Annotated in this window: 18 protein-coding genes; 12 read left to right on the plus strand and 6 right to left on the minus strand. The window is 63.2% G+C overall.

The window, feature by feature from the left end; all coding sequences use genetic code 11:
* Window positions 1–1221, plus strand: coding sequence for a glycosyltransferase family 4 protein (locus AC3CB8_RS19970; RefSeq protein ID WP_352565573.1), 1221 nt, complete (start codon window positions 1–3; stop codon window positions 1219–1221).
* A gap of 10 nt (window positions 1222–1231) precedes the next feature.
* Here AC3CB8_RS19970 and galE read toward each other — a convergent pair whose 3' ends face one another.
* Both galE and AC3CB8_RS19980 read right to left on the minus strand, forming a co-directional pair.
* Window positions 1232–2215, minus strand: coding sequence for a UDP-glucose 4-epimerase GalE (gene galE, locus AC3CB8_RS19975; RefSeq protein WP_352565575.1), 984 nt, complete (start codon window positions 2213–2215; stop codon window positions 1232–1234).
* A complete protein-coding gene (locus AC3CB8_RS19980) occupies window positions 2212–3186 on the minus strand; it encodes a UDP-glucuronic acid decarboxylase family protein (RefSeq protein ID WP_023773766.1) in 975 nt (324 codons plus the stop codon). The genes galE and AC3CB8_RS19980 overlap by 4 nt, the downstream gene beginning before the upstream one ends.
* 325 nt (window positions 3187–3511) lie before the next feature.
* On the opposite strand from AC3CB8_RS19980, the gene AC3CB8_RS19985 reads away from it, so the two are divergent.
* The 11 genes from AC3CB8_RS19985 (at window position 3512) to AC3CB8_RS20035 (ending at window position 13220) form a co-directional block, all read left to right on the plus strand.
* On the plus strand, window positions 3512–3652 hold the full coding sequence (locus tag AC3CB8_RS19985) for an efflux RND transporter permease subunit (RefSeq protein ID WP_352565623.1): 141 nt from the start codon (window positions 3512–3514) through the stop codon (window positions 3650–3652).
* Between the two features lie 381 nt (window positions 3653–4033).
* Window positions 4034–4768, plus strand: coding sequence for a heme-binding protein (locus AC3CB8_RS19990; protein WP_245275591.1), 735 nt, complete (start codon window positions 4034–4036; stop codon window positions 4766–4768).
* Window positions 4765–6642, plus strand: coding sequence for a methanol/ethanol family PQQ-dependent dehydrogenase (locus tag AC3CB8_RS19995; protein WP_352595464.1), 1878 nt, complete (start codon window positions 4765–4767; stop codon window positions 6640–6642). The genes AC3CB8_RS19990 and AC3CB8_RS19995 overlap by 4 nt, the downstream gene beginning before the upstream one ends.
* Window positions 6623–7492: a substrate-binding domain-containing protein gene (locus AC3CB8_RS20000; protein WP_352595467.1), complete on the plus strand. Its 870-nt coding sequence runs from the start codon at window positions 6623–6625 to the stop codon at window positions 7490–7492. The genes AC3CB8_RS19995 and AC3CB8_RS20000 overlap by 20 nt, the downstream gene beginning before the upstream one ends.
* Complete coding sequence (locus AC3CB8_RS20005; RefSeq protein WP_023773772.1) at window positions 7489–8022, plus strand: c-type cytochrome; 534 nt, start codon at window positions 7489–7491, stop codon at window positions 8020–8022. Before AC3CB8_RS20000 ends, AC3CB8_RS20005 begins: the two co-directional genes overlap by 4 nt.
* A complete protein-coding gene (coxB, locus tag AC3CB8_RS20010) occupies window positions 8019–9032 on the plus strand; it encodes a cytochrome c oxidase subunit II (protein ID WP_435053099.1) in 1014 nt (337 codons plus the stop codon). Before AC3CB8_RS20005 ends, coxB begins: the two co-directional genes overlap by 4 nt.
* Window positions 9029–11005 (plus strand): cytochrome c oxidase subunit I, encoded by a 1977-nt coding sequence (gene ctaD / locus AC3CB8_RS20015; RefSeq protein WP_352595470.1) that lies wholly within the window; start codon window positions 9029–9031, stop codon window positions 11003–11005. Before coxB ends, ctaD begins: the two co-directional genes overlap by 4 nt.
* Entirely contained in the window at window positions 11002–11607 is a 606-nt protein-coding gene (locus tag AC3CB8_RS20020; protein ID WP_352726477.1) for a cytochrome c oxidase subunit 3, read from the plus strand. Before ctaD ends, AC3CB8_RS20020 begins: the two co-directional genes overlap by 4 nt.
* Complete coding sequence (locus tag AC3CB8_RS20025; RefSeq protein WP_023773776.1) at window positions 11607–11948, plus strand: hypothetical protein; 342 nt, start codon at window positions 11607–11609, stop codon at window positions 11946–11948. The genes AC3CB8_RS20020 and AC3CB8_RS20025 overlap by 1 nt, the downstream gene beginning before the upstream one ends.
* On the plus strand, window positions 11945–12823 hold the full coding sequence (locus AC3CB8_RS20030) for a cytochrome c oxidase assembly protein (RefSeq protein WP_352565584.1): 879 nt from the start codon (window positions 11945–11947) through the stop codon (window positions 12821–12823). The genes AC3CB8_RS20025 and AC3CB8_RS20030 overlap by 4 nt, the downstream gene beginning before the upstream one ends.
* On the plus strand, window positions 12804–13220 hold the full coding sequence (locus AC3CB8_RS20035; RefSeq protein WP_023773778.1) for a c-type cytochrome: 417 nt from the start codon (window positions 12804–12806) through the stop codon (window positions 13218–13220). The genes AC3CB8_RS20030 and AC3CB8_RS20035 overlap by 20 nt, the downstream gene beginning before the upstream one ends.
* Here AC3CB8_RS20035 and AC3CB8_RS20040 read toward each other — a convergent pair whose 3' ends face one another.
* From AC3CB8_RS20040 to AC3CB8_RS20055, 4 genes are read right to left on the minus strand one after another with little or no spacing between them, the layout of a single operon-like run.
* Window positions 13221–14027: an ABC transporter permease gene (locus tag AC3CB8_RS20040; protein ID WP_023773779.1), complete on the minus strand. Its 807-nt coding sequence runs from the start codon at window positions 14025–14027 to the stop codon at window positions 13221–13223. It abuts the gene before it with no gap.
* Window positions 14024–14749 (minus strand): ABC transporter ATP-binding protein, encoded by a 726-nt coding sequence (locus AC3CB8_RS20045; protein ID WP_352565587.1) that lies wholly within the window; start codon window positions 14747–14749, stop codon window positions 14024–14026. The genes AC3CB8_RS20040 and AC3CB8_RS20045 overlap by 4 nt, the downstream gene beginning before the upstream one ends.
* Complete coding sequence (locus AC3CB8_RS20050) at window positions 14746–15708, minus strand: PQQ-dependent catabolism-associated beta-propeller protein (RefSeq protein WP_023773781.1); 963 nt, start codon at window positions 15706–15708, stop codon at window positions 14746–14748. Before AC3CB8_RS20050 ends, AC3CB8_RS20045 begins: the two co-directional genes overlap by 4 nt.
* Window positions 15696–16871, minus strand: a complete 1176-nt coding sequence (locus tag AC3CB8_RS20055) for an ABC transporter substrate-binding protein (RefSeq protein ID WP_352565589.1) — start codon at window positions 16869–16871, stop codon at window positions 15696–15698. The genes AC3CB8_RS20050 and AC3CB8_RS20055 overlap by 13 nt, the downstream gene beginning before the upstream one ends.
* Window positions 16872–16932: the final 61 nt, after the last annotated feature.

Genomic DNA, 16932 nt, shown 5'->3' on the forward strand with positions numbered 1-16932 from the left:
ATGGGCCGCCGCTCTTCCCTCGTCATCGCCCTCTTTCCATGGGGCGACGTCGTGGAGGAATTCCTCGATCCGATAGGATTGCGGCTTAAGGATTTCGTCGAACAGATGACCGGCGGCTGGCTGTTCGGTTACGCCTCCGCTCTGCAACTGGCCGGGCATAGGCCGGTCATCGTGTGCGCTTCCGAAAATGCTTCGCGGATAGAATGCCACTACCATGCCGGCACGGGCGCGCCGATCTGGATTGTTCCCGGCGCGCGCGCGCGTCAAGGTCACTCCGCAGCGGCTCACAGTCTGCGGCGCTGGTCCGCGACGCCGCTCCCGGCATTCCGGAAGGTGCTCGCCCGATCCCAATGTGATGCAATTCTCGTTCAGGAATACGAATACACGCGGTTTGATGCGCTTGCCTGGCTGGCAGTCCGTATGCGGATTCCGCTCTATGCAACGTTCCAGGGCGGCGACCGGACGCTCTCCTGGATAGAGGCGATCGCCAGGCAGGCTTCTCTCCGTGCCTGCAGCGGCCTGATCGTCGCATCGGCAGCGGAGCGTGAACGCCTCGCCAAAGCTTACCCGCACATAGCGCTCAACATCGCCAATATCCCCAACCCCATCGATTGCGGAGAGTGGATAGCGATCGAGCGTCGGCAGGCGCGGCAAGATCTCGGCTTGGCGAGCGGGAATTTCGTCGTCGTCAACCACGGACGCATCGACGTTCGCCGGAAAGGGCTCGATGTGCTCCTGAACGCATGGTCCCTTTTTTCGCGCGATGCTTCGTCCGAACTGGTTATCATCGGCTCGGGGCAGGACCGAGACATTTTTGCCAGGCTGTTGAGCGAGGCCTCTCTACCGAATGCGAGATGGCTTTGCGACTATACCACGGACCGGGCTTTGATACGGCGTTGGCTTTCGGCGGCGGATGCCTATGTCACAGCGTCCCGCACCGAAGGTATGCCCGTCGCACCGTTGGAGGCGATGGCCTGCGGCCTTCCGATCGTTGCCACCGACGCACAGGGCCTACCCGACATCTTGGCGAATGGCGAGGCATCCGGCGGCCTCATTGTTCCAAGGGACGAGCCGGCGGCCATTGCACGGGCGCTGAAGAAACTTAAGGACGATCCGGTCATGCGAGAGCGCCTCGGACAGGCGGCGCGAAAGCGGATAGAGGAAAATTTTTCGCTCGGCGCGGTTGCTGGCGCTCTTGATCGCTTGCTGACCGCGCGGTAGCCCACCTGCGCTATATTTGTTCCAATCGGCTGCGATGCCAAGCCAGTGCTGTCTCGACGATCCTGTCGATGCCCGATTGTTCGGGCACCCAACCGAGTTCCCGCTCGGCCTTGCCGGCCTCGGCAACAAGCGCTGGCGGGTCGCCTGGCCTGCGCGGCCCGTAAGCCACCGGAAGCCGTATTCCCGAAGTCCGGCTGACGGCGTCGACCAGTTCTGCCACCGTTGTGCCGGCTCCGGTTCCGAGGTTGTAGACGTGGACGCCCTTGTCCCGGAGAAGCTTCTCCCCTGCCAGGACGTGGGCGCGCGCGAGATCGACAACGTGGACGTAGTCCCGCATGGCGGTTCCGTCGCGGGTATCGAAATCGGCCCCGTTGATGACGAAGGTGCGGCCTGGCTTCACTGCCGCCGCTATGGCAAGCGGGATGACATGTGTTTCCGGTTCATGCCTTTCGCCGATTTCGCCGTCGGGGTCACATCCGGCCGCATTGAAATACCGAAGTACGACCGCGTTGAGGCCGCGAGCAAGCGAGATATCCTCGACCATCCTTTCTATGATGAATTTGGACCAGCCATAGGGATTGATGGGCGACTGTCGATGCGTTTCGTCTATCGGAGACCGCGTCGGAATCCCGTAAGTTGCGCAGGTGCTCGAAAAAATCAGCTTGTCCAGGCCGGCCTTCAGCATTTCCTCGAGCAGGACCAGGGTGCCGAAACTATTGTTTCGGTAGTAAAGTTCCGGCCGCTCGACTGACTCGCCAACGTAAGCGTAGGCAGCGAAATGCGCCACGGCGTCCGGCCGATACTGGTCCAGGGCGGCCGCCACAGCGGCGGCGTCGGAAATATCGGCTTCGATCAACGGTCCCCATTTCACCGCGTCGCGCCAGCCGCGCGAAAGGTTGTCAAAGGCAACAACCGACCATCCGGATTCGGCGAATGCTTTGCAGCAGTGCGACCCGATATAGCCGGCCCCGCCAGTTACCAGGACCGTCTTCATTCGGCTGCGGCGGGCCGAATGTGCCCAGATGAAAGCACGTCCTCGAAATACGAAATGGTCTTGGCAAGGCCAGCACGCAATGCAATTTTTGGCTTCCATTTGAGTTCGCGGGAAGCATATCGGATATCGGGCTGCCGCTGCTTTGGGTCGTCCACGGGTAGAGGCGAGAACCTGATCTTCGATCCGCTTCCGGTAAGTTCGATCACCAGATTCGCGAGCTCGAGCATCGTGAATTCCGCCGGGTTGCCGAGATTGACAGGACCGGTGATATCGTCGGACGTCTGCATAAGACGTACCAGACCGTCGATGAGGTCCTCGACGTAGCAGAATGAACGCGTCTGCTGGCCAGTGCCGTAGACCGTTATCGGTTTGTTTTGCAGCGCCTGCACGATGAAATTGGAAACGACACGACCGTCGTCGGGACGCATCCTAGGACCGTAGGTATTGAAAATACGGGCTACCTTGATCCTCAGCTTGTGCTGTCGCCAATAGTCGAAAAACAGGGTCTCGGCACATCGCTTGCCTTCGTCATAGCAGGAACGAGGGCCAATCGGGTTCACTCTGCCCCAATAGTCTTCCAACTGCGGATGAACTTCGGGGTCGCCATAGACTTCGGAGGTGGACGCCTGCAGAATCTGTGCGCGAACCCGCTTGGCCAGTCCGAGCATATTGATCGCGCCATGGACGCTGGTCTTGGTCGTCTGGACGGGGTCGGACTGATAGTGGACGGGGCTCGCCGGACAGGCGAGATTGTATATTTCGTCCACCTCTACGTAGAGTGGAAATGTCACGTCATGACGAATAATCTCGAACGATCGGTCATCGAGGAGATGAGAGACGTTTCTGCGGCTTCCTGTGAAGAAGTTATCTGCACAAATTACCTGATGGCCCTCAGCAAGGAGCCGCTCGCATAAAAATGATCCCAGGAAACCTGCGCCGCCGGTCACCAAGATTTGTTTTGCCTGCTGCATTTTCAGGACCTCCGGCTTAATCTTAGACAGGACTAATAAAATAACCTTACGCAGGGCCATAGGCCACCGGCCCGCTTTCAATTTACGTTACGGGCAAGACATTGTTCTCGATGGACCACGGTTTGCGATCAGCGTCAGGATCCTGTCGACGCTGCCATCGGCAGGCGTCGCCGCCTTCTTGGCCTTAGTGAAGCTGTTTTAATTGATCGCGCTCATCGGCGTGATCCTGCTCGTCGGCATCGTCAGGAAGAACGCGATTGATGATCGACTTCGCGCTCGATGGCCGCGAACGCGCAATCCGTAAGCGGAAGATGCCACCTACCGCCTGCATCCTGCGGTTCAGGGGATCATGATGACGATGGCGGCCCTGCTCGGCGCCTTGCCGCTGGCGCTCGGCAGCGGCGCGGGTTCCGGGCTTCGCCGGCCACTCGGTATCGCCATCGTCGGCGGCTTGCTGCTGGCCTAACTCCTGACGCCCTGCACCCACCCGTCGTCCATGTCTGTCTCAGTCGGTTCAGCCACCTCAGATGGTTCTGGCATCCCAAAGGCCGACCCCCCTAAATCGTCGTGGGCTCGGTCCAGGCACCGACGTAAGCACATGAGTTGTCCGGTTTTATCGCCAGCCAAAGGGGGCTGGGGATGACACGGACAGTCTGGGCTGGGCACCAGCCTTCAATCCAACGGCACGAATTTTTCCGAAGCAGGAACATAGAAGCATTATGCGAGTTAGGCGCGGACGCCTGCTCGCGTTCCACGATCTGCCAGGGTTCTCTTGATGTTCGACCGAATGCCCAAGACAATGTATCGCTGTCAGCTTTTCTTATCTGTCTTTGGTCTGCTGTTGCTGATGGGCGACCTGCTCCACGATGACAAGGCCATGGCTCAGCAGCCTTGTCCAGCCGATCACGATAGGCTGCTTACAGTCCTCAAAGCCAACGTGAAGGCAAGCGGCGGACCAGCCAATGGCGGCTTTGAAACCAACGAATGGGGCGCGATCGTTGCCCGCGACGGCACTGTCTGCGCGATTGCGTTCAGCGGCCCCGCGGTCGATTCGCAATGGCCGGGGAGTCGGCTCATCGCAGCGGAGAAAGCCAACACCGCCAACGGTCTCAGCCTGGCTCAAATGGCCCTGTCGACGGCCAATCTTTACGCCGGCGTGCAACCGGGTGGGCCGCTGTTCGGACTACAGGCGACCAACCCCGTCAACCAAGCCGCGGCATATGCGGGCGATCCCAAAACCTTCGGCAGCGCCAACGATCCGTTGGTCGGCAAGCCTATCGGCGGCGTCGTCGTGTTTGGCGGGGGCCTGGCCCTTTACGACGGCAAAACGATCGTCGGCGCGCTTGGCGTCAGTGGCGATTCCTCTTGCGCCGACCACAATGTCGCCTGGCGCGTTCGCGCGGCTCTCGACCTCGACAAGGTTCCGGCAGGCGTCAATCCCAACCGTAAGGATGCCATCATCTATGATCTCGATCCCGGCGGAAAAAGCGCCTCCGGCTGGGGTCACCCGCTGTGCTCGGGCACCGAGGCCGACATCGCGGCGGAACTCGGTTCAGGCGTCGGAGGCGCGACACCGAAATGAAGCAAGCAGCGCGGAGTGCAACACCCTGCGTTGACGCGGTACGCACGAACCGCCCGGCGGCAGCGGGAAAACGTCTCCAGAGCTTCCTTGCGGTGCTGCTGCTGGCTTGCACTCCCCTGCTGACGGGCGCTTCCGAAGCTCCGCCACTGTCGGCGATCTCGCCGCCTGCTTCCGCCGCGCCGCGCGACGATGGGCAATGGACGATGCCGGCCAAGAACTACGCGTCGACCCGCTACAGCGAGCTCACCGAAATCAACGAAGGCAACGTCAAGAACCTGCAGGTGGCCTTCACCTTCTCCACCGGCGTCAACAAAGGTCAGGAAGCGGCGCCGCTGGTCGTCGGCGGCACAATGTACATCGTGGCCCCCTTCCCCAACGTCGTCTACGCGCTCGACCTCACCAAGCCAGGCGCGCCGATGAAATGGAAGTTCGAACCCAATCCCGAACCCGCGGCGCAAGGGGTTGCCTGTTGCGACGTCGTGAATCGCGGCGCGACTTTCGCGGACGGGCGCATCTTCTTCAACACACTGGACGGTCACACCATCGCGCTCGATGCGAACACCGGTCAGCCGATCTGGAACTCCCATATAGGCAACATCAACATCGGCGAGACCATCACCATGGCGCCGTTGGTGGTGAAAGGCAAAGTGCTGGTCGGCAATTCAGGCGGCGAGATGGGCGTCCGCGGCTGGGTCAAGGCGCTCGACGCCGGCGACGGTCATGTCGTCTGGACGGCCTACGGCACCGGACCGGACAAGGACGTGCTGATCGGCCCGGATTTCAAGCCGCATTACGACATGGACAAGGGCAAGGACCTTGGCGTCACGACATGGCCGCCGGAAGCCTGGAAAATCGGCGGCGGCAACATGTGGGGCTGGATTTCCTACGACCCGGATCTCAACCTGATCTTCCACGGCACCGGCAACCCTGGACCGTGGAACCCGGATCTGCGGCCCGGCGACAACAAATGGACGTCAGGGATTTTCGCCCGCGACCCCGATACCGGAGCGGCGAAATGGTTCTACCAGTGGAGCCCGCATGACCTTCATGACTATGACGGGATCAACGAGCAGGTCCTGCTCGACATGAACTGGCAGGGCAAGCCGCGCAAGGTGCTGATCCGGCCCGAGCGCAACGGCTATCTCTACATTCTCGACCGGACCACCGGCGAAGTGCTGTCCGCGAAGCCCTACGGCCCCGTCAATTCCAGCAAGGGTGTCGACCTCAACAGCGGCCGTCTGATCGAAAACCCGGACAAGAAGACCGGTACCGGCAAGGTCGTCCGCGACATCTGCCCGACCGCGTCGGGGCTCAAGGACTGGCAGCCTTCCGCCTTCTCGCCGAAGACAGGGCTGCTCTACATACCGCATAACAATCTGTGCATGGACGAAGAAGGCGTCGAGGTGAACTACATCGCCGGCACGCCCTATGTCGGCATGAACGTGCGCATGATCCCCGGGCCTGGTGGGAACCGGGGCGCCTTCACCGCCTGGGACATCGCCGCGGAGAAGCCCGCCTGGACCCTCAAGGAGAACTTCCCGGTGTGGAGCGGCGCGGTCGTGACCGCCGGCGATGTCGTCTTCTACGGAACCATGGAGGGTTGGTTCAAGGCGGTCAGCGCCAAGACCGGCGAGCTGCTTTGGCAGTTCAAGACGTCGTCCGGCATCATCGGCCAGCCCATCACATATCGCGGTCCCGACGGACACCAATATGTGGCGATCCTGTCGGGTGTAGGCGGCTGGGCCGGCGTCATCGTGTCCGGCGATCTCGATCCGCGCGACGCCACCGCCGCCCTCGGTTTCGTCAACGCGATGAAGGATCTCAAGGACGCGACAACGGCGGGAGGCACGCTCTATGTGTTCCGGCTGCCCTGAGCCACTCAAGCGGGCCTCGCGCCAGGCGCGAAAGGCGCTCCAGCGAATGGCAACCGCCATGGCCGCCCTTGCCTTGCTCCTCTTGCCGGCGGCAGCCAATGCCCGGGAATTGAGGGTCTGCGCCGACCCGAACAACATGCCCTTCTCCAACGCCGCCGGTCAGGGCTTCGAGAACAGGATCGCCGAGATCGTGGCAGCCGCTCTCGGCGCCAAGCTGACCTATACGTGGTGGGCACAGCGCCGGGGCTTCGTGCGCAACACGTTGAAGGCCGGCCTTTGCGATCTCGTGCCCGGCACGCCGGCCAATCTCGAAATGCTGCGCACCACCACACCCTACTATCGGTCGTCCTATGTTTTTGTCACCCGCCAGGACAGTCCGGATGTGGCGTCCTTCAACGATCCGCGGCTACGCGGCATGCGGATCGGCGTGCAACTAATCGGCGACGACGGTGTCAATTCGCCTCCTGTCCAGGCGCTCGGCCGCCGCGGCATCGTCGGGCATCTCGTCGGCTATCCCGTCTATGGCGACTACTCCGCACCCAACCCTCCGGCGCGCATCGTCGAAGCGGTGGCGACCGGCGACATCGATCTTGCCGTCGTCTGGGGCCCGCTCGCCGGCTACTTCGCGGCCAAGCAGAAAGTGCCCCTCCGCGTCACGCCCGTCACGCCTCGCATCGACGGACCGCAATTGCCCATGATCTACGACATCTCGATGGGCGTTCGGCGCGAGGACGATGCGCTGCGTGGCGATGTGAACAGCGCGCTGGCCAGGCACAAGGCCGAGATCGACGCATTGCTGTCGGAATACGGCGTGCCGCGCCTCGATGGCCCGGGGGGCCCAGTGCGATGAAGCATGGTGCCGCCATGCTCTTGTTTACGGTTCTAGCGCTTACGGCATGCCAGCGCGAGGAGCGGGACACGCGCCCGCAATCCTCGCTCGGATCGGGCGAGCAGCCGACGCCTGTGACGACATTGGAACCCGGTGGACAGCGGCCCTCCGCCAGCGACAACAAGGCAGCCAGCTTCGAGGCCAATGCCTTCCACCTCAGCGAGGGCAAGCGCCTGTTCAGCTGGTTCAACTGTTCGGGCTGTCATGCCAATGGCGGCGGCGGCATGGGGCCGGCCTTGATGGACCAGAAATGGCTTTACGGCAGTTCGATCGAGAGCATCCACGCTACCATCCGCGATGGGCGGCCAAAAGGCATGCCGAGCTTCCGCGACAAGATTCCCGATGACCAGATTTGGGAGCTTGCCGCCTTCGTTCGCTCGCTGAGCGGCAACGCACCCTCGTCCGCCGCGCCGCAACGCAATGACGACATGATGCCACATCCGTCGGAAAACCGCATGCCGGATGCAGCCACACTGGGGAAATCACCGTGAAGCGCCTTGCGTCGACCGGGTTCGGCACGGCCTGCGTCATGTTTTTGCAGGGATGCTCGGGATGGCAATCAGCGCTCGACCCGAAAGGGCCCGCTGCCAGTGAGCTGGCATGGCTCATCTGGTTTTTCACCGCGCTTTGCGCGGTGATCTGGGTCCTGGTGATGATTGCTCTTGCCACGCCGTTGATGATGCGGTCGCGGGACGGCGCCGAGCCGCTCGTGCTCGACGCCGGCGCCGATCATCGAAAGTTGCGCGTTGTCGTGATCGCCGTCGGGCTGACCGCAGTGATCGTGGTCGGGCTGACCTTGCTGAGTTTCTTCGCCAACAGGACGCTTGCGGCGATCGGCTCCGACGCCGCGCTCACCATTCGCGTTACGGGCCACCAATGGTGGTGGGAAGTGCGCTACGAAGACGCCACGCCGAGCCGCATCCTGACCACGGCGAACGAGATCCACATCCCCGCCGGGGAGCCCGTGCGGCTTCTGCTGACATCGACGGACGTGATCCATTCCTTCTGGGTCCCGAGCCTTTCCGGCAAGCTTGACCTCATCCCCGGTCATATCAATGTGCTCGACATCAAGGCCGATAAGCCTGGCGTATATCGCGGCCAGTGCGCCGAGTTCTGCGGTGCGCAGCATGCGAACATGGGCACCTTCATCATCGCCGAGCCGAAGGAAAAGTTCGACGCTTGGTGGAACGACCAGTTGCAACCGTCTGGCCCTCCCGCGAGCGACGAGGCCAAGGCTGGCGAGGACCTGTTTCTAAAGCGCCCCTGCGTGATGTGCCACAGGATCGGGGGCACTCCAGCGGGAGGAACCATCGCGCCGGATCTGACGCATATTGCCAGCCGGCGAACGCTCGCCGCCGGCACGTTGACGATGAGCCGAGGCAATATCGCCGCCTGGATAGCGGACCCCCAAGGCGTGAAGCCCGGTTCCCACATGCCTGTGGTGGAGCTCAACGGCGACGAACTCAACGCAATGGTCGCCTATCTCGAGGGTCTGAAATGAGCAGCGCGGATCTGACCAGCGAACGCGACCTGCCGCCGAAACGCGAGACCGCCACCAAGGGCGACCTGGCTCCCGAGCATGACGGACCGCGCGATACCGGCATGGACGATGCCAGCCTGCACCACTGGCTCACGCGGGCATGGCGCACGCCGCCCGGCATCATCGGAGCCCTGTCGAGCGTCGACCACAAGGTCATCGCAAGGCGCTATCTGATCACGGCCTTCATCTTCCTGTGCCTTGGCGGGCTGAACGCGGTCGCCATGCGAATCCAACTCTCGGGGCCGCAGCGTGGGCTGATCGGGCCGGACCTCTACAACCAGCTGTTCACGATGCATGGCGTCACCATGATGTTCCTGTTCGCTGTTCCTGTCGTGCAGGCAACGGGAATCTATCTGGTGCCGCTGATGGTCGGCACGCGCAACATCGCCTTCCCGCGGCTCAATGCATTCGGCTACTGGATCTACGTCTCGGGCGGGGTCTTTGCCTGGACCTCATTCCTCCTCAACATGGCGCCGGACGTCGGCTGGTTCGCCTATGTGCCCCTATCCGGACCGGAATTTTCCCCGGGCAAGCGCGCCGACGTCTGGGCGCAAATGATCACCTATACCGAAGTGTCGTCGCTCGCCGTCGCCGTCGCCACCATCGTCACCGTGTTCAAGCAACGCGCGCCCGGCATGTCGCTGGACAAGATACCGGTTTATGTGTGGGCCCTGCTGGTCACTTCCTTTGTCGTCGTCTTCGCGATGCCGGCAGTCATGATCACCTCGACCTTCCTCATTCTCGACCGGCTTGTCGGAACCCACATTTTCAATCCCGCGGAGGGCGGCGACGCCCTGCTGTTTCAGCATCTGTTCTGGTTCTTCGGTCATCCCGAGGTCTACATCATCTTCCTGCCGGCGACAGGGATGGTCTCCTCCATCATTCCCGCTTTTGCCCGGCGACCGACATTCGGCCATTTAGGGCTGGTCCTGTCGCTGATCGCGGTGGGTTTCCTGTCGTTCGGCCTTTGGGTTCACCATATGTTTGCGACGGGATTGCCGAAGCTCGGGGCGAGCTTCTTCACGGCGTCCAGCATGCTGATCGCCATCCCCAATGGCGTGCAGATCTTCTGCTGGCTGGCGACCTTGTGGGATGGCAGACCGGTGATCCGCACGCCGCTGCTGTTCGTCTTCGGCTTTTTCTTCATCTTCGTTATCGGCGGGCTAACCGGCGTCATGCTCGCCTCGGTGCCGCTCGACCTTCAGGTGCACGACACCTATTTCGTCGTCGCCCACTTCCATTATGTGCTGATCGGCGGATCGGTATTCCCGCTGCTGGGCGCGGCCTATTTCTGGTTCCCCAAGATCACCGGGCGCATGATGAGTGAACGTCTCGGACGCTGGCATTTCGGGCTGGCCTTCATCGGCTTCAACGCGGCCTTCTTCCCGATGCATCTCGTCGGCCTTTGGGGCATGCCGCGCAGGGTCTACACCTATCCGGCGGAGCTTGGCTGGGGAAACATCAACCTGTTCATCAGTGCCGGCGCGGTGCTGTTCTTCCTGAGCTTCGTACTGTTCACTTTCAACCTGATACATGGCGCATTGAAAGGGGCTCCGGCCGGGGATAACCCCTGGGATGCCGGCACCCTGGAATGGGCCACGTCGTCCCCGCCTCCAAGTTACAATTTCACGCGCATTCCGATCGTGACGAATGTCGAGCCGCTGTGGGCCGAACGAGAGGCGCTCCCTGTCGCAACCGGACTCCGCGTCGATGTCCGCGAGTTGCTCATCTCGACTGTGGCGGAGGCCTACCCTGACATTCGCGAGAAATCTGCGACGCCGTCGATCTGGCCGCTGCTGGCGGCGATCGCCGTGGGCGGCACGTTCCTCTACTCGATCTTCACGCCGTGGGCGATCGTCTGGGGCGCCGTGCCGATCGCACTCACGCTGGTCGGCTGGTTCTGGCCCAAGGGCGATCCGGAGGACGAGGAATGAACCAGCGGCCCGTCACCGACCTTTCCGCTCTCCCTACGTTCGGCCATGGTCCGCGCAGCCCGACCTGGTGGGGCACACTCGGCTTCATGGCGTTGGAAGGGACGGGCTTCGCGCTGGCGGCCGGCGCCTATCTCTACCTGGCGATGTCATGGCCCAACTGGCGTCTGAGCGCCCCGGAACCTAACCATTGGCCGGGAACCATCCTCACCCTGTTGCTGATCGCCAGCCTGGTCCCAAACCACATCCTCAATCGCTACGCCAAGCATTGCGCAATGGTACCGGTGCGAATCGGCATGGTGGTGATGTCGCTGTTCGGTCTCGCCCCGCTCGTGGTGCGCTGGTTCGAGTTCCTGGCGTTGAACATCTATTGGGACTCAAACGCGTACGGCTCGATGCTTTGGGTGCTGCTTGGACTGCACACCACGCATCTGATCACCGACGTGGGCGACACGATCGTGCTGACGGTGCTGATGTTCACTCGCCATGGCTATAGCGGCCGGCGCTTCGGCGATGTGGGCGACAACGTATTCTATTGGGATTTCGTGGTGCTCACCTGGATCCCGATCTACCTGCTCATCTACTGGGTACCGAGGCTAGGCTGATGCGCGCGCTGCGGTTGGGAACGTCCTGGGGTGGTCTTCTGTCGGGGCCTTTGGCTTGGGCAATCTCGACGCAGCTGAACTACGCGCTTGTTCCGTGGCAGTGCAATCGCCAGATTCCGGTCGTGCTTCCGATCGCATTGCTGCTGGCCTTGCTTTCGCTTCTCGGCGGCGTGCTTTCTTGGCGGGCACGGCGGCAGGGGGGCGCGGCTTTCAAGCCGGAGCGCACGCGCGGGACCGAGCAATTCGTCGCCGATCTCGGCATTCTTGCGGCTTTGCTTTTTGCCCTCGTCATCGTCATGCAGGGCAGCGCCGCGCTCATTCTCGACGAGTGCCTGCGATGAGCTTCGAGGCCTTTTTCTCAACCTCGATCTGCTATGGCGCCGGCGCGCCCCAAGCGGGATGGACGCTTGCGTTTCCCATCACGCTCCCTTTGGCCGCAATCGCGCTCATCTATGCGCTCGGAGCGAGCCGGCTGTGGCGCCGCAGCAGCCGGGGCCGCTCCGAGCGGACGCGGCAGGTTCTGTTGTTTGCCGCCGGCTGGGGCGTACTGACCGGAGCACTGGTTAGCCCGATCCATGCGCTTGGCGAACGCGTGTTTGCCGCCCACATGATCGAGCATGAACTGCTGATGGCGGTAGCGGCGCCACTCCTTGTCGCCGCCTGCCCCGGCGCGGCCCTGATATGGGCATTGCCAGCCGCACTCCGCCGAGGGACGGGAAGGCTCACGCACGGCAGGATTGTCCAGGCGATCTGGACCGTTGCCAGCCGTCCCTTCAACGCAACCATCATCCATGGTATCGCGATCTGGATCTGGCACGTTCCCGTCCTGTTCGAGGCAGCGCTTCAGCAGGGCGTGCTGCACTACGCCCAGCATGCGAGCTTCCTCGGCACAGCCCTGCTGTTCTGGTGGGTGATTCTGCCGCGTTCCGGCCGCCAGCAGGCCTGTGGCAGCGCGGTCATGCATCTCTTCTTCACGTCACTGCACACCGGTCTGCTCGGCGTGCTCCTGCTGTTGTCGCCCAGACTCTGGTACCCGCAAAATGCCGGAGGCGCGGCGCTCTGGGGCCTAACCCCCATCGAGGACCAGCAGCTCGCCGGACTGGTGATGTGGGTTCCGGCTGGCCTGATCTATGGCGGAGCCGCCTTGCTGCTTGCCGGCCTTTGGATAAGCAAGAGCGGAACCAGAGAGGTAACCCATGCGCTCCGGCCTGGCTAGGATGGTGAGCGGCGCGCTCGCCGCGATCCTGCTGCTGACCGCGGCAGTCGCCGCGGCGACCTTGTGGTCCGACCGCGCTGATCGTGTTCGCAACGAATCGGACATGGCGACCGGCGGCTTGGGCGCGCGCGCCATTCCGATCATGATCGCGAACGGGTGCTCCGGATGTCATACGATCCCCGGCGTGCCGGGGGCACAGGGCCAGGTTGGTCCACGCCTCGATTCCAGCCTTGCCGACCGGGTCTTTATCGGTGGCGTGCTGGCGAACAATCCGGAGAACCTGATCCGTTGGATACGAGCGGCCAGGGAGATCAATCCGCACACGGCCATGCCATCGACTGGGATCACGGAGCAGCAGGCGCGTGATATCGCCGCCTACCTCTACGCCTTGAAATAATCAGCCCTCGCCGCCGCGCCGGGACCACAGGCCGCGGCCGGGGTCGTAGCCGACCACTGCCGCCAGGAAAAACACGACGAGGCAGGCGAGAACGACAATGGCGGAAACGGGATCGAAGCGCAGATAGAGCGTGAAGCGTATCAGTTCGACCGCCGAACTGAACGGGTTCCATGCGGCGATCGTAGCCAGCACCGGCCCCGCCTCGGCGAGCCGCCATATCGGATAAAGCGCCGTCGAGGCGAAGAACGTCGGGAAGATGACGAAGTTCATCACGCCGGCGAAGTTCTCCATCTGCGTCGAAACGGACGATACCAGCAACCCGAACGCGCCCAGCATCAGGCCTGACAGGACCAACGCCGGAAACACGGCGAGGTAGCCTAGAAGCGGCGGGCGCACGTCCCAATAACGCGCGATCAGCAGGAACAGATAGACCAGTGGCAGACCGACGACGACGCTCGCCAGCAGCCGCGCGGCAAGCAGATACCAGCGTGGTAGCGGCGCTGTCAGCAACAGGCGCATGCTGCCCATCTCACGGTCGTAGACCATTGCCAGCGAGCTTGCCATGGCATGGAAGAGCAGCATCATGGCCGCCAGCCCAGGGACGACATAGACCTCGTAGAGCACGTAGGTCTGATAGGGCGGCGTGATTGACAGGCCAAGCACCGAGCGGAAGCCGGCGGCGAAGATGGCGAGCCAGACCAAAGGCCGTATGATCGCCGAGAGCAGCCGGCCGCGCTGCCGAAGCGTTCGCAACATCTCCCTGCGTAGGATTCCCATGAGCGCCCGCACCGCGTGAGGTGTCTTCATCCCGCCTCCGTCAGCAGATCGAATGCATCGGCGAGACTGCCGACCGCAAGATCCGCGGCGACGCGGCCGGCGCCGCCGGCCCAGCGCAGCCTGCCCTTGTGCAGCACCACCAGGTCGTCGGCGGCCGATACCTCTTCCAGGAAATGCGTCGCCCAGAGAACAGCAATACCTCGTTCCCGGCACAGCGCGCGTACGTGCTGCTCGATCGCCCGGCGCCCAGGCACGTCGAGCCCGGTCGTCGGCTCATCGAGCAGCAGGATACGCGGCTGGTGCATCAGCGCGCGAGCGATTTCGACGCGCCGCCGCTGACCGCCCGATAGCGAACGGACCGGCTCGTCGCACCGGTCGAGAACCTCCAGCCGGTCGAGTTCCTCGCGCAATCTCGTTTCGCTGATGCCGGTCTCCAGCCCATGCAGTGAGGCGTGATAGCGCAGATTTTCGGCAGCGGTGAGGTCGAGGTCGAGCGTCTGCTGCTGGAAGACCACGCCCATCTGGGCAAGTGCGGCGCCCGGATCGGTTCGCATGGAGTGGCCGAACACATCGATCTGGCCGGATCGGGCATGGTAGAGGCCGGTGACCAGCGAGAACAACGTCGTCTTGCCGGCGCCGTTGCGTCCGAGCAGCACGCACATCCCGCCTTCAGCGACCGAGAACGACACGGCATCGAGGACCCGCCGCTCTCCGAAGCTGTGCCCGAGGCCTTCGAGTGACAGCGCCTTCATGGACCGATCACCACTCCCCAGGGGCCGCGTCCCACCGGCACCGACTTCACCACCTCCTCATTTTCCAGATCGATGAACGAGATGTCGCCGGAATTGCCATTGGCGCTGACCAGGCGCTTCTGGTCATCGGACAGCGCCACATGCCAGGGCCGCTGGCCGACGAGATAGAGGCGGCGCACCGCCAGCGTCTTGGTATCCACTTCGGCCACCCGGTTGGCCGGACCGAGCGCCACATAGGCAGTGGCGCCGTCGCGTGCCATTTCGATGCCGACCGCCTGGACGCCCTCGCGGCGGATACCAGGGACCTCGAACTCGATCTTGCCGGTCTCTGCACGAGACGTGGTGTCGAAGACGGTCACGGTTCCGCGTATTTCGGAAGACACCCAAAGCTGCTTTCCATCCGGGGAGAACGCCACGGCGCGCGGACGGGTGTCGACCAGGAGGTTGTCGAGGAGTTCGAGCGTGCCGGCATCCATGAGATGCACCATGCTGGTGGTCTCCGAGGTGCAGGCAACGTAGCGGCCGTCGGCACTGACCGCCATGCCCTCGGGTTCGACGCCGACGTCGACAGTACCGATAACCTTGGCGGAGGCGATATCGACCACCGAAACCAGATTGTCGTTCTCATTGGCGACGAACAGCCGTTTACCGTCGGGATGCACGACAAAAAACTCCGGATCGGCTCCCGAGGGGAGCTGGCCGATCACCTGCCGTTTGGCAAGATCGACAATGTCGATCCGGTTGTCGTCGCCAACAGCAACGAAGAGCAGCTTCTTGTCTACCGAAGGCGCCATTCCGCGCGGGCGCCTTCCCACATTGATGGTCGTGGACAGGCTCATGCTGGCGCCATCCACCACCGCCACCGTGTTGTCCTGCTCGTTCGACACGTAGATTGTCTCCGCGGCGGCAGGTCCGGCCACGATGGACATCGACAGCAGGATCGCGATCAGAACCTGCATGCGCTTTCCTCCAGGTCGATGCCCAGCGTGTCGAGCGGCGTGCGCTGGTGCAGGAAACCCGGCTGCGGCGAACTGGAGACGAGCAGTCGCGGTCCCGATATCAGGATAGGTTGCCGCATCTGGCCGTCCCATGGCCGGAAGCTCAGACCCTGTCCCTTGAAGCCGGCGAGAAGGAAGTCGCCGCTTCGCAAATACGCCGTAATCGCCGCGGGATCGAGGCTTCGCAGGCGTGTTGCCGCTTCACCGATGCTGCGCACGGCAAGCCAGGCGGCGTAGTCGTAAGCCGTCATCCAGCGCTTGGCTTGCTTGCGAAACCGATCTTGAAGTTGGGTTGCGCCCCACTCCTCGTTGACCGCGCTCCACCCGCTCGCCACGAGCCCCTGCGTCCCGGCGACCGGCCGCGGCAATGCGGTTCGGCCTTCGAGATAGGCGCCAAACTCGTCCGCCTCGTCGGCGACGACCAGCACGTCGTAATCACCGACCTGGGTGGCGGCCGGTATCTCGGTCTGCAGCGTGACATGTCCGGTGTCGGCCCGGCCATTGGCCGGCCGGAACGTCCACGGCTTGTCGACGACGATCTCGGCGCCGAAGCGTGCCGCCGAACGGCGCAACGCTGCCGCCATCGCCTGGTCCGCAGGATGCGGGCCGACGAGCAGGAACCAGCGCTGCCACCGTTTCCAAACAAAATATTGCGCCAGGCCGTCGGCGAGCATGGCGCGGCTTGGAACCGTATGCAGGAGGTTCTTGCGGCAGTCCTGCTGGCGGAGCGCATCGTCGGGCGCGCGGCTGTTGAAGAACAGCATCTTGTCCGCTACGGGCGCTGCAACCGCCTGGCTCAGCGTGGCCGCGTCGAGATCGGCCACGACGAAAGTGACCCCCGTTGCGGCCAGGCTGGCGATTGCGTCCTTCGGCGCTTCGCCTGGCTTCAGGACGCGTTCTTCGAGCTTGAAATTCTGCCCCAGGAAGCGCCCCGTCCCGTCGTCGTCGGCGATGCCCAGCCGCGCGCCCTGCAGGCCGTCATCGCTGACGGGCTGGTCGAGCGGTCCCAAAGGCAGGGGTGGCATGCGCGTCTGGCCGATATAGCCGATCACCATCGTCCGCGGTGCCGCGGACCCGGGCGCGGCGACCAACAGAAGCAGCAGGATCGAGAGCGCAAGTTTCATCCCGCTCCGCCTGCCTGCGCTCCGGCTGCGAAACACCGTGAAGCCGATCCGTCATCCCGCG

It is taken from the genome of Mesorhizobium sp. P160927 (genome assembly GCF_057766385.1).

Excerpts from the sequence above, each read along its gene's own strand:
- AC3CB8_RS19970 (WP_352565573.1), top strand. The coding sequence starts at position 1 with ATGGGCCGCCGCTCTTCCCTCGTCATCGCCCTCTTTCCATGGGGCGAC.
- galE (WP_352565575.1), bottom strand. The coding sequence starts at position 2,215 with ATGAAGACGGTCCTGGTAACTGGCGGGGCCGGCTATATCGGGTCGCAC.
- AC3CB8_RS19980 (WP_023773766.1), bottom strand. The coding sequence starts at position 3,186 with ATGCAGCAGGCAAAACAAATCTTGGTGACCGGCGGCGCAGGTTTCCTG.
- AC3CB8_RS19990 (WP_245275591.1), top strand. The coding sequence starts at position 4,034 with ATGGGCGACCTGCTCCACGATGACAAGGCCATGGCTCAGCAGCCTTGT.
- AC3CB8_RS19995 (WP_352595464.1), top strand. The coding sequence starts at position 4,765 with ATGAAGCAAGCAGCGCGGAGTGCAACACCCTGCGTTGACGCGGTACGC.
- AC3CB8_RS20000 (WP_352595467.1), top strand. The coding sequence starts at position 6,623 with ATGTGTTCCGGCTGCCCTGAGCCACTCAAGCGGGCCTCGCGCCAGGCG.
- AC3CB8_RS20005 (WP_023773772.1), top strand. The coding sequence starts at position 7,489 with ATGAAGCATGGTGCCGCCATGCTCTTGTTTACGGTTCTAGCGCTTACG.
- ctaD (WP_352595470.1), top strand. The coding sequence starts at position 9,029 with ATGAGCAGCGCGGATCTGACCAGCGAACGCGACCTGCCGCCGAAACGC.
- AC3CB8_RS20020 (WP_352726477.1), top strand. The coding sequence starts at position 11,002 with ATGAACCAGCGGCCCGTCACCGACCTTTCCGCTCTCCCTACGTTCGGC.
- AC3CB8_RS20025 (WP_023773776.1), top strand. The coding sequence starts at position 11,607 with ATGCGCGCGCTGCGGTTGGGAACGTCCTGGGGTGGTCTTCTGTCGGGG.
- AC3CB8_RS20030 (WP_352565584.1), top strand. The coding sequence starts at position 11,945 with ATGAGCTTCGAGGCCTTTTTCTCAACCTCGATCTGCTATGGCGCCGGC.
- AC3CB8_RS20035 (WP_023773778.1), top strand. The coding sequence starts at position 12,804 with ATGCGCTCCGGCCTGGCTAGGATGGTGAGCGGCGCGCTCGCCGCGATC.
- AC3CB8_RS20040 (WP_023773779.1), bottom strand. The coding sequence starts at position 14,027 with ATGAAGACACCTCACGCGGTGCGGGCGCTCATGGGAATCCTACGCAGG.
- AC3CB8_RS20045 (WP_352565587.1), bottom strand. The coding sequence starts at position 14,749 with ATGAAGGCGCTGTCACTCGAAGGCCTCGGGCACAGCTTCGGAGAGCGG.
- AC3CB8_RS20050 (WP_023773781.1), bottom strand. The coding sequence starts at position 15,708 with ATGCAGGTTCTGATCGCGATCCTGCTGTCGATGTCCATCGTGGCCGGA.
- AC3CB8_RS20055 (WP_352565589.1), bottom strand. The coding sequence starts at position 16,871 with ATGAAACTTGCGCTCTCGATCCTGCTGCTTCTGTTGGTCGCCGCGCCC.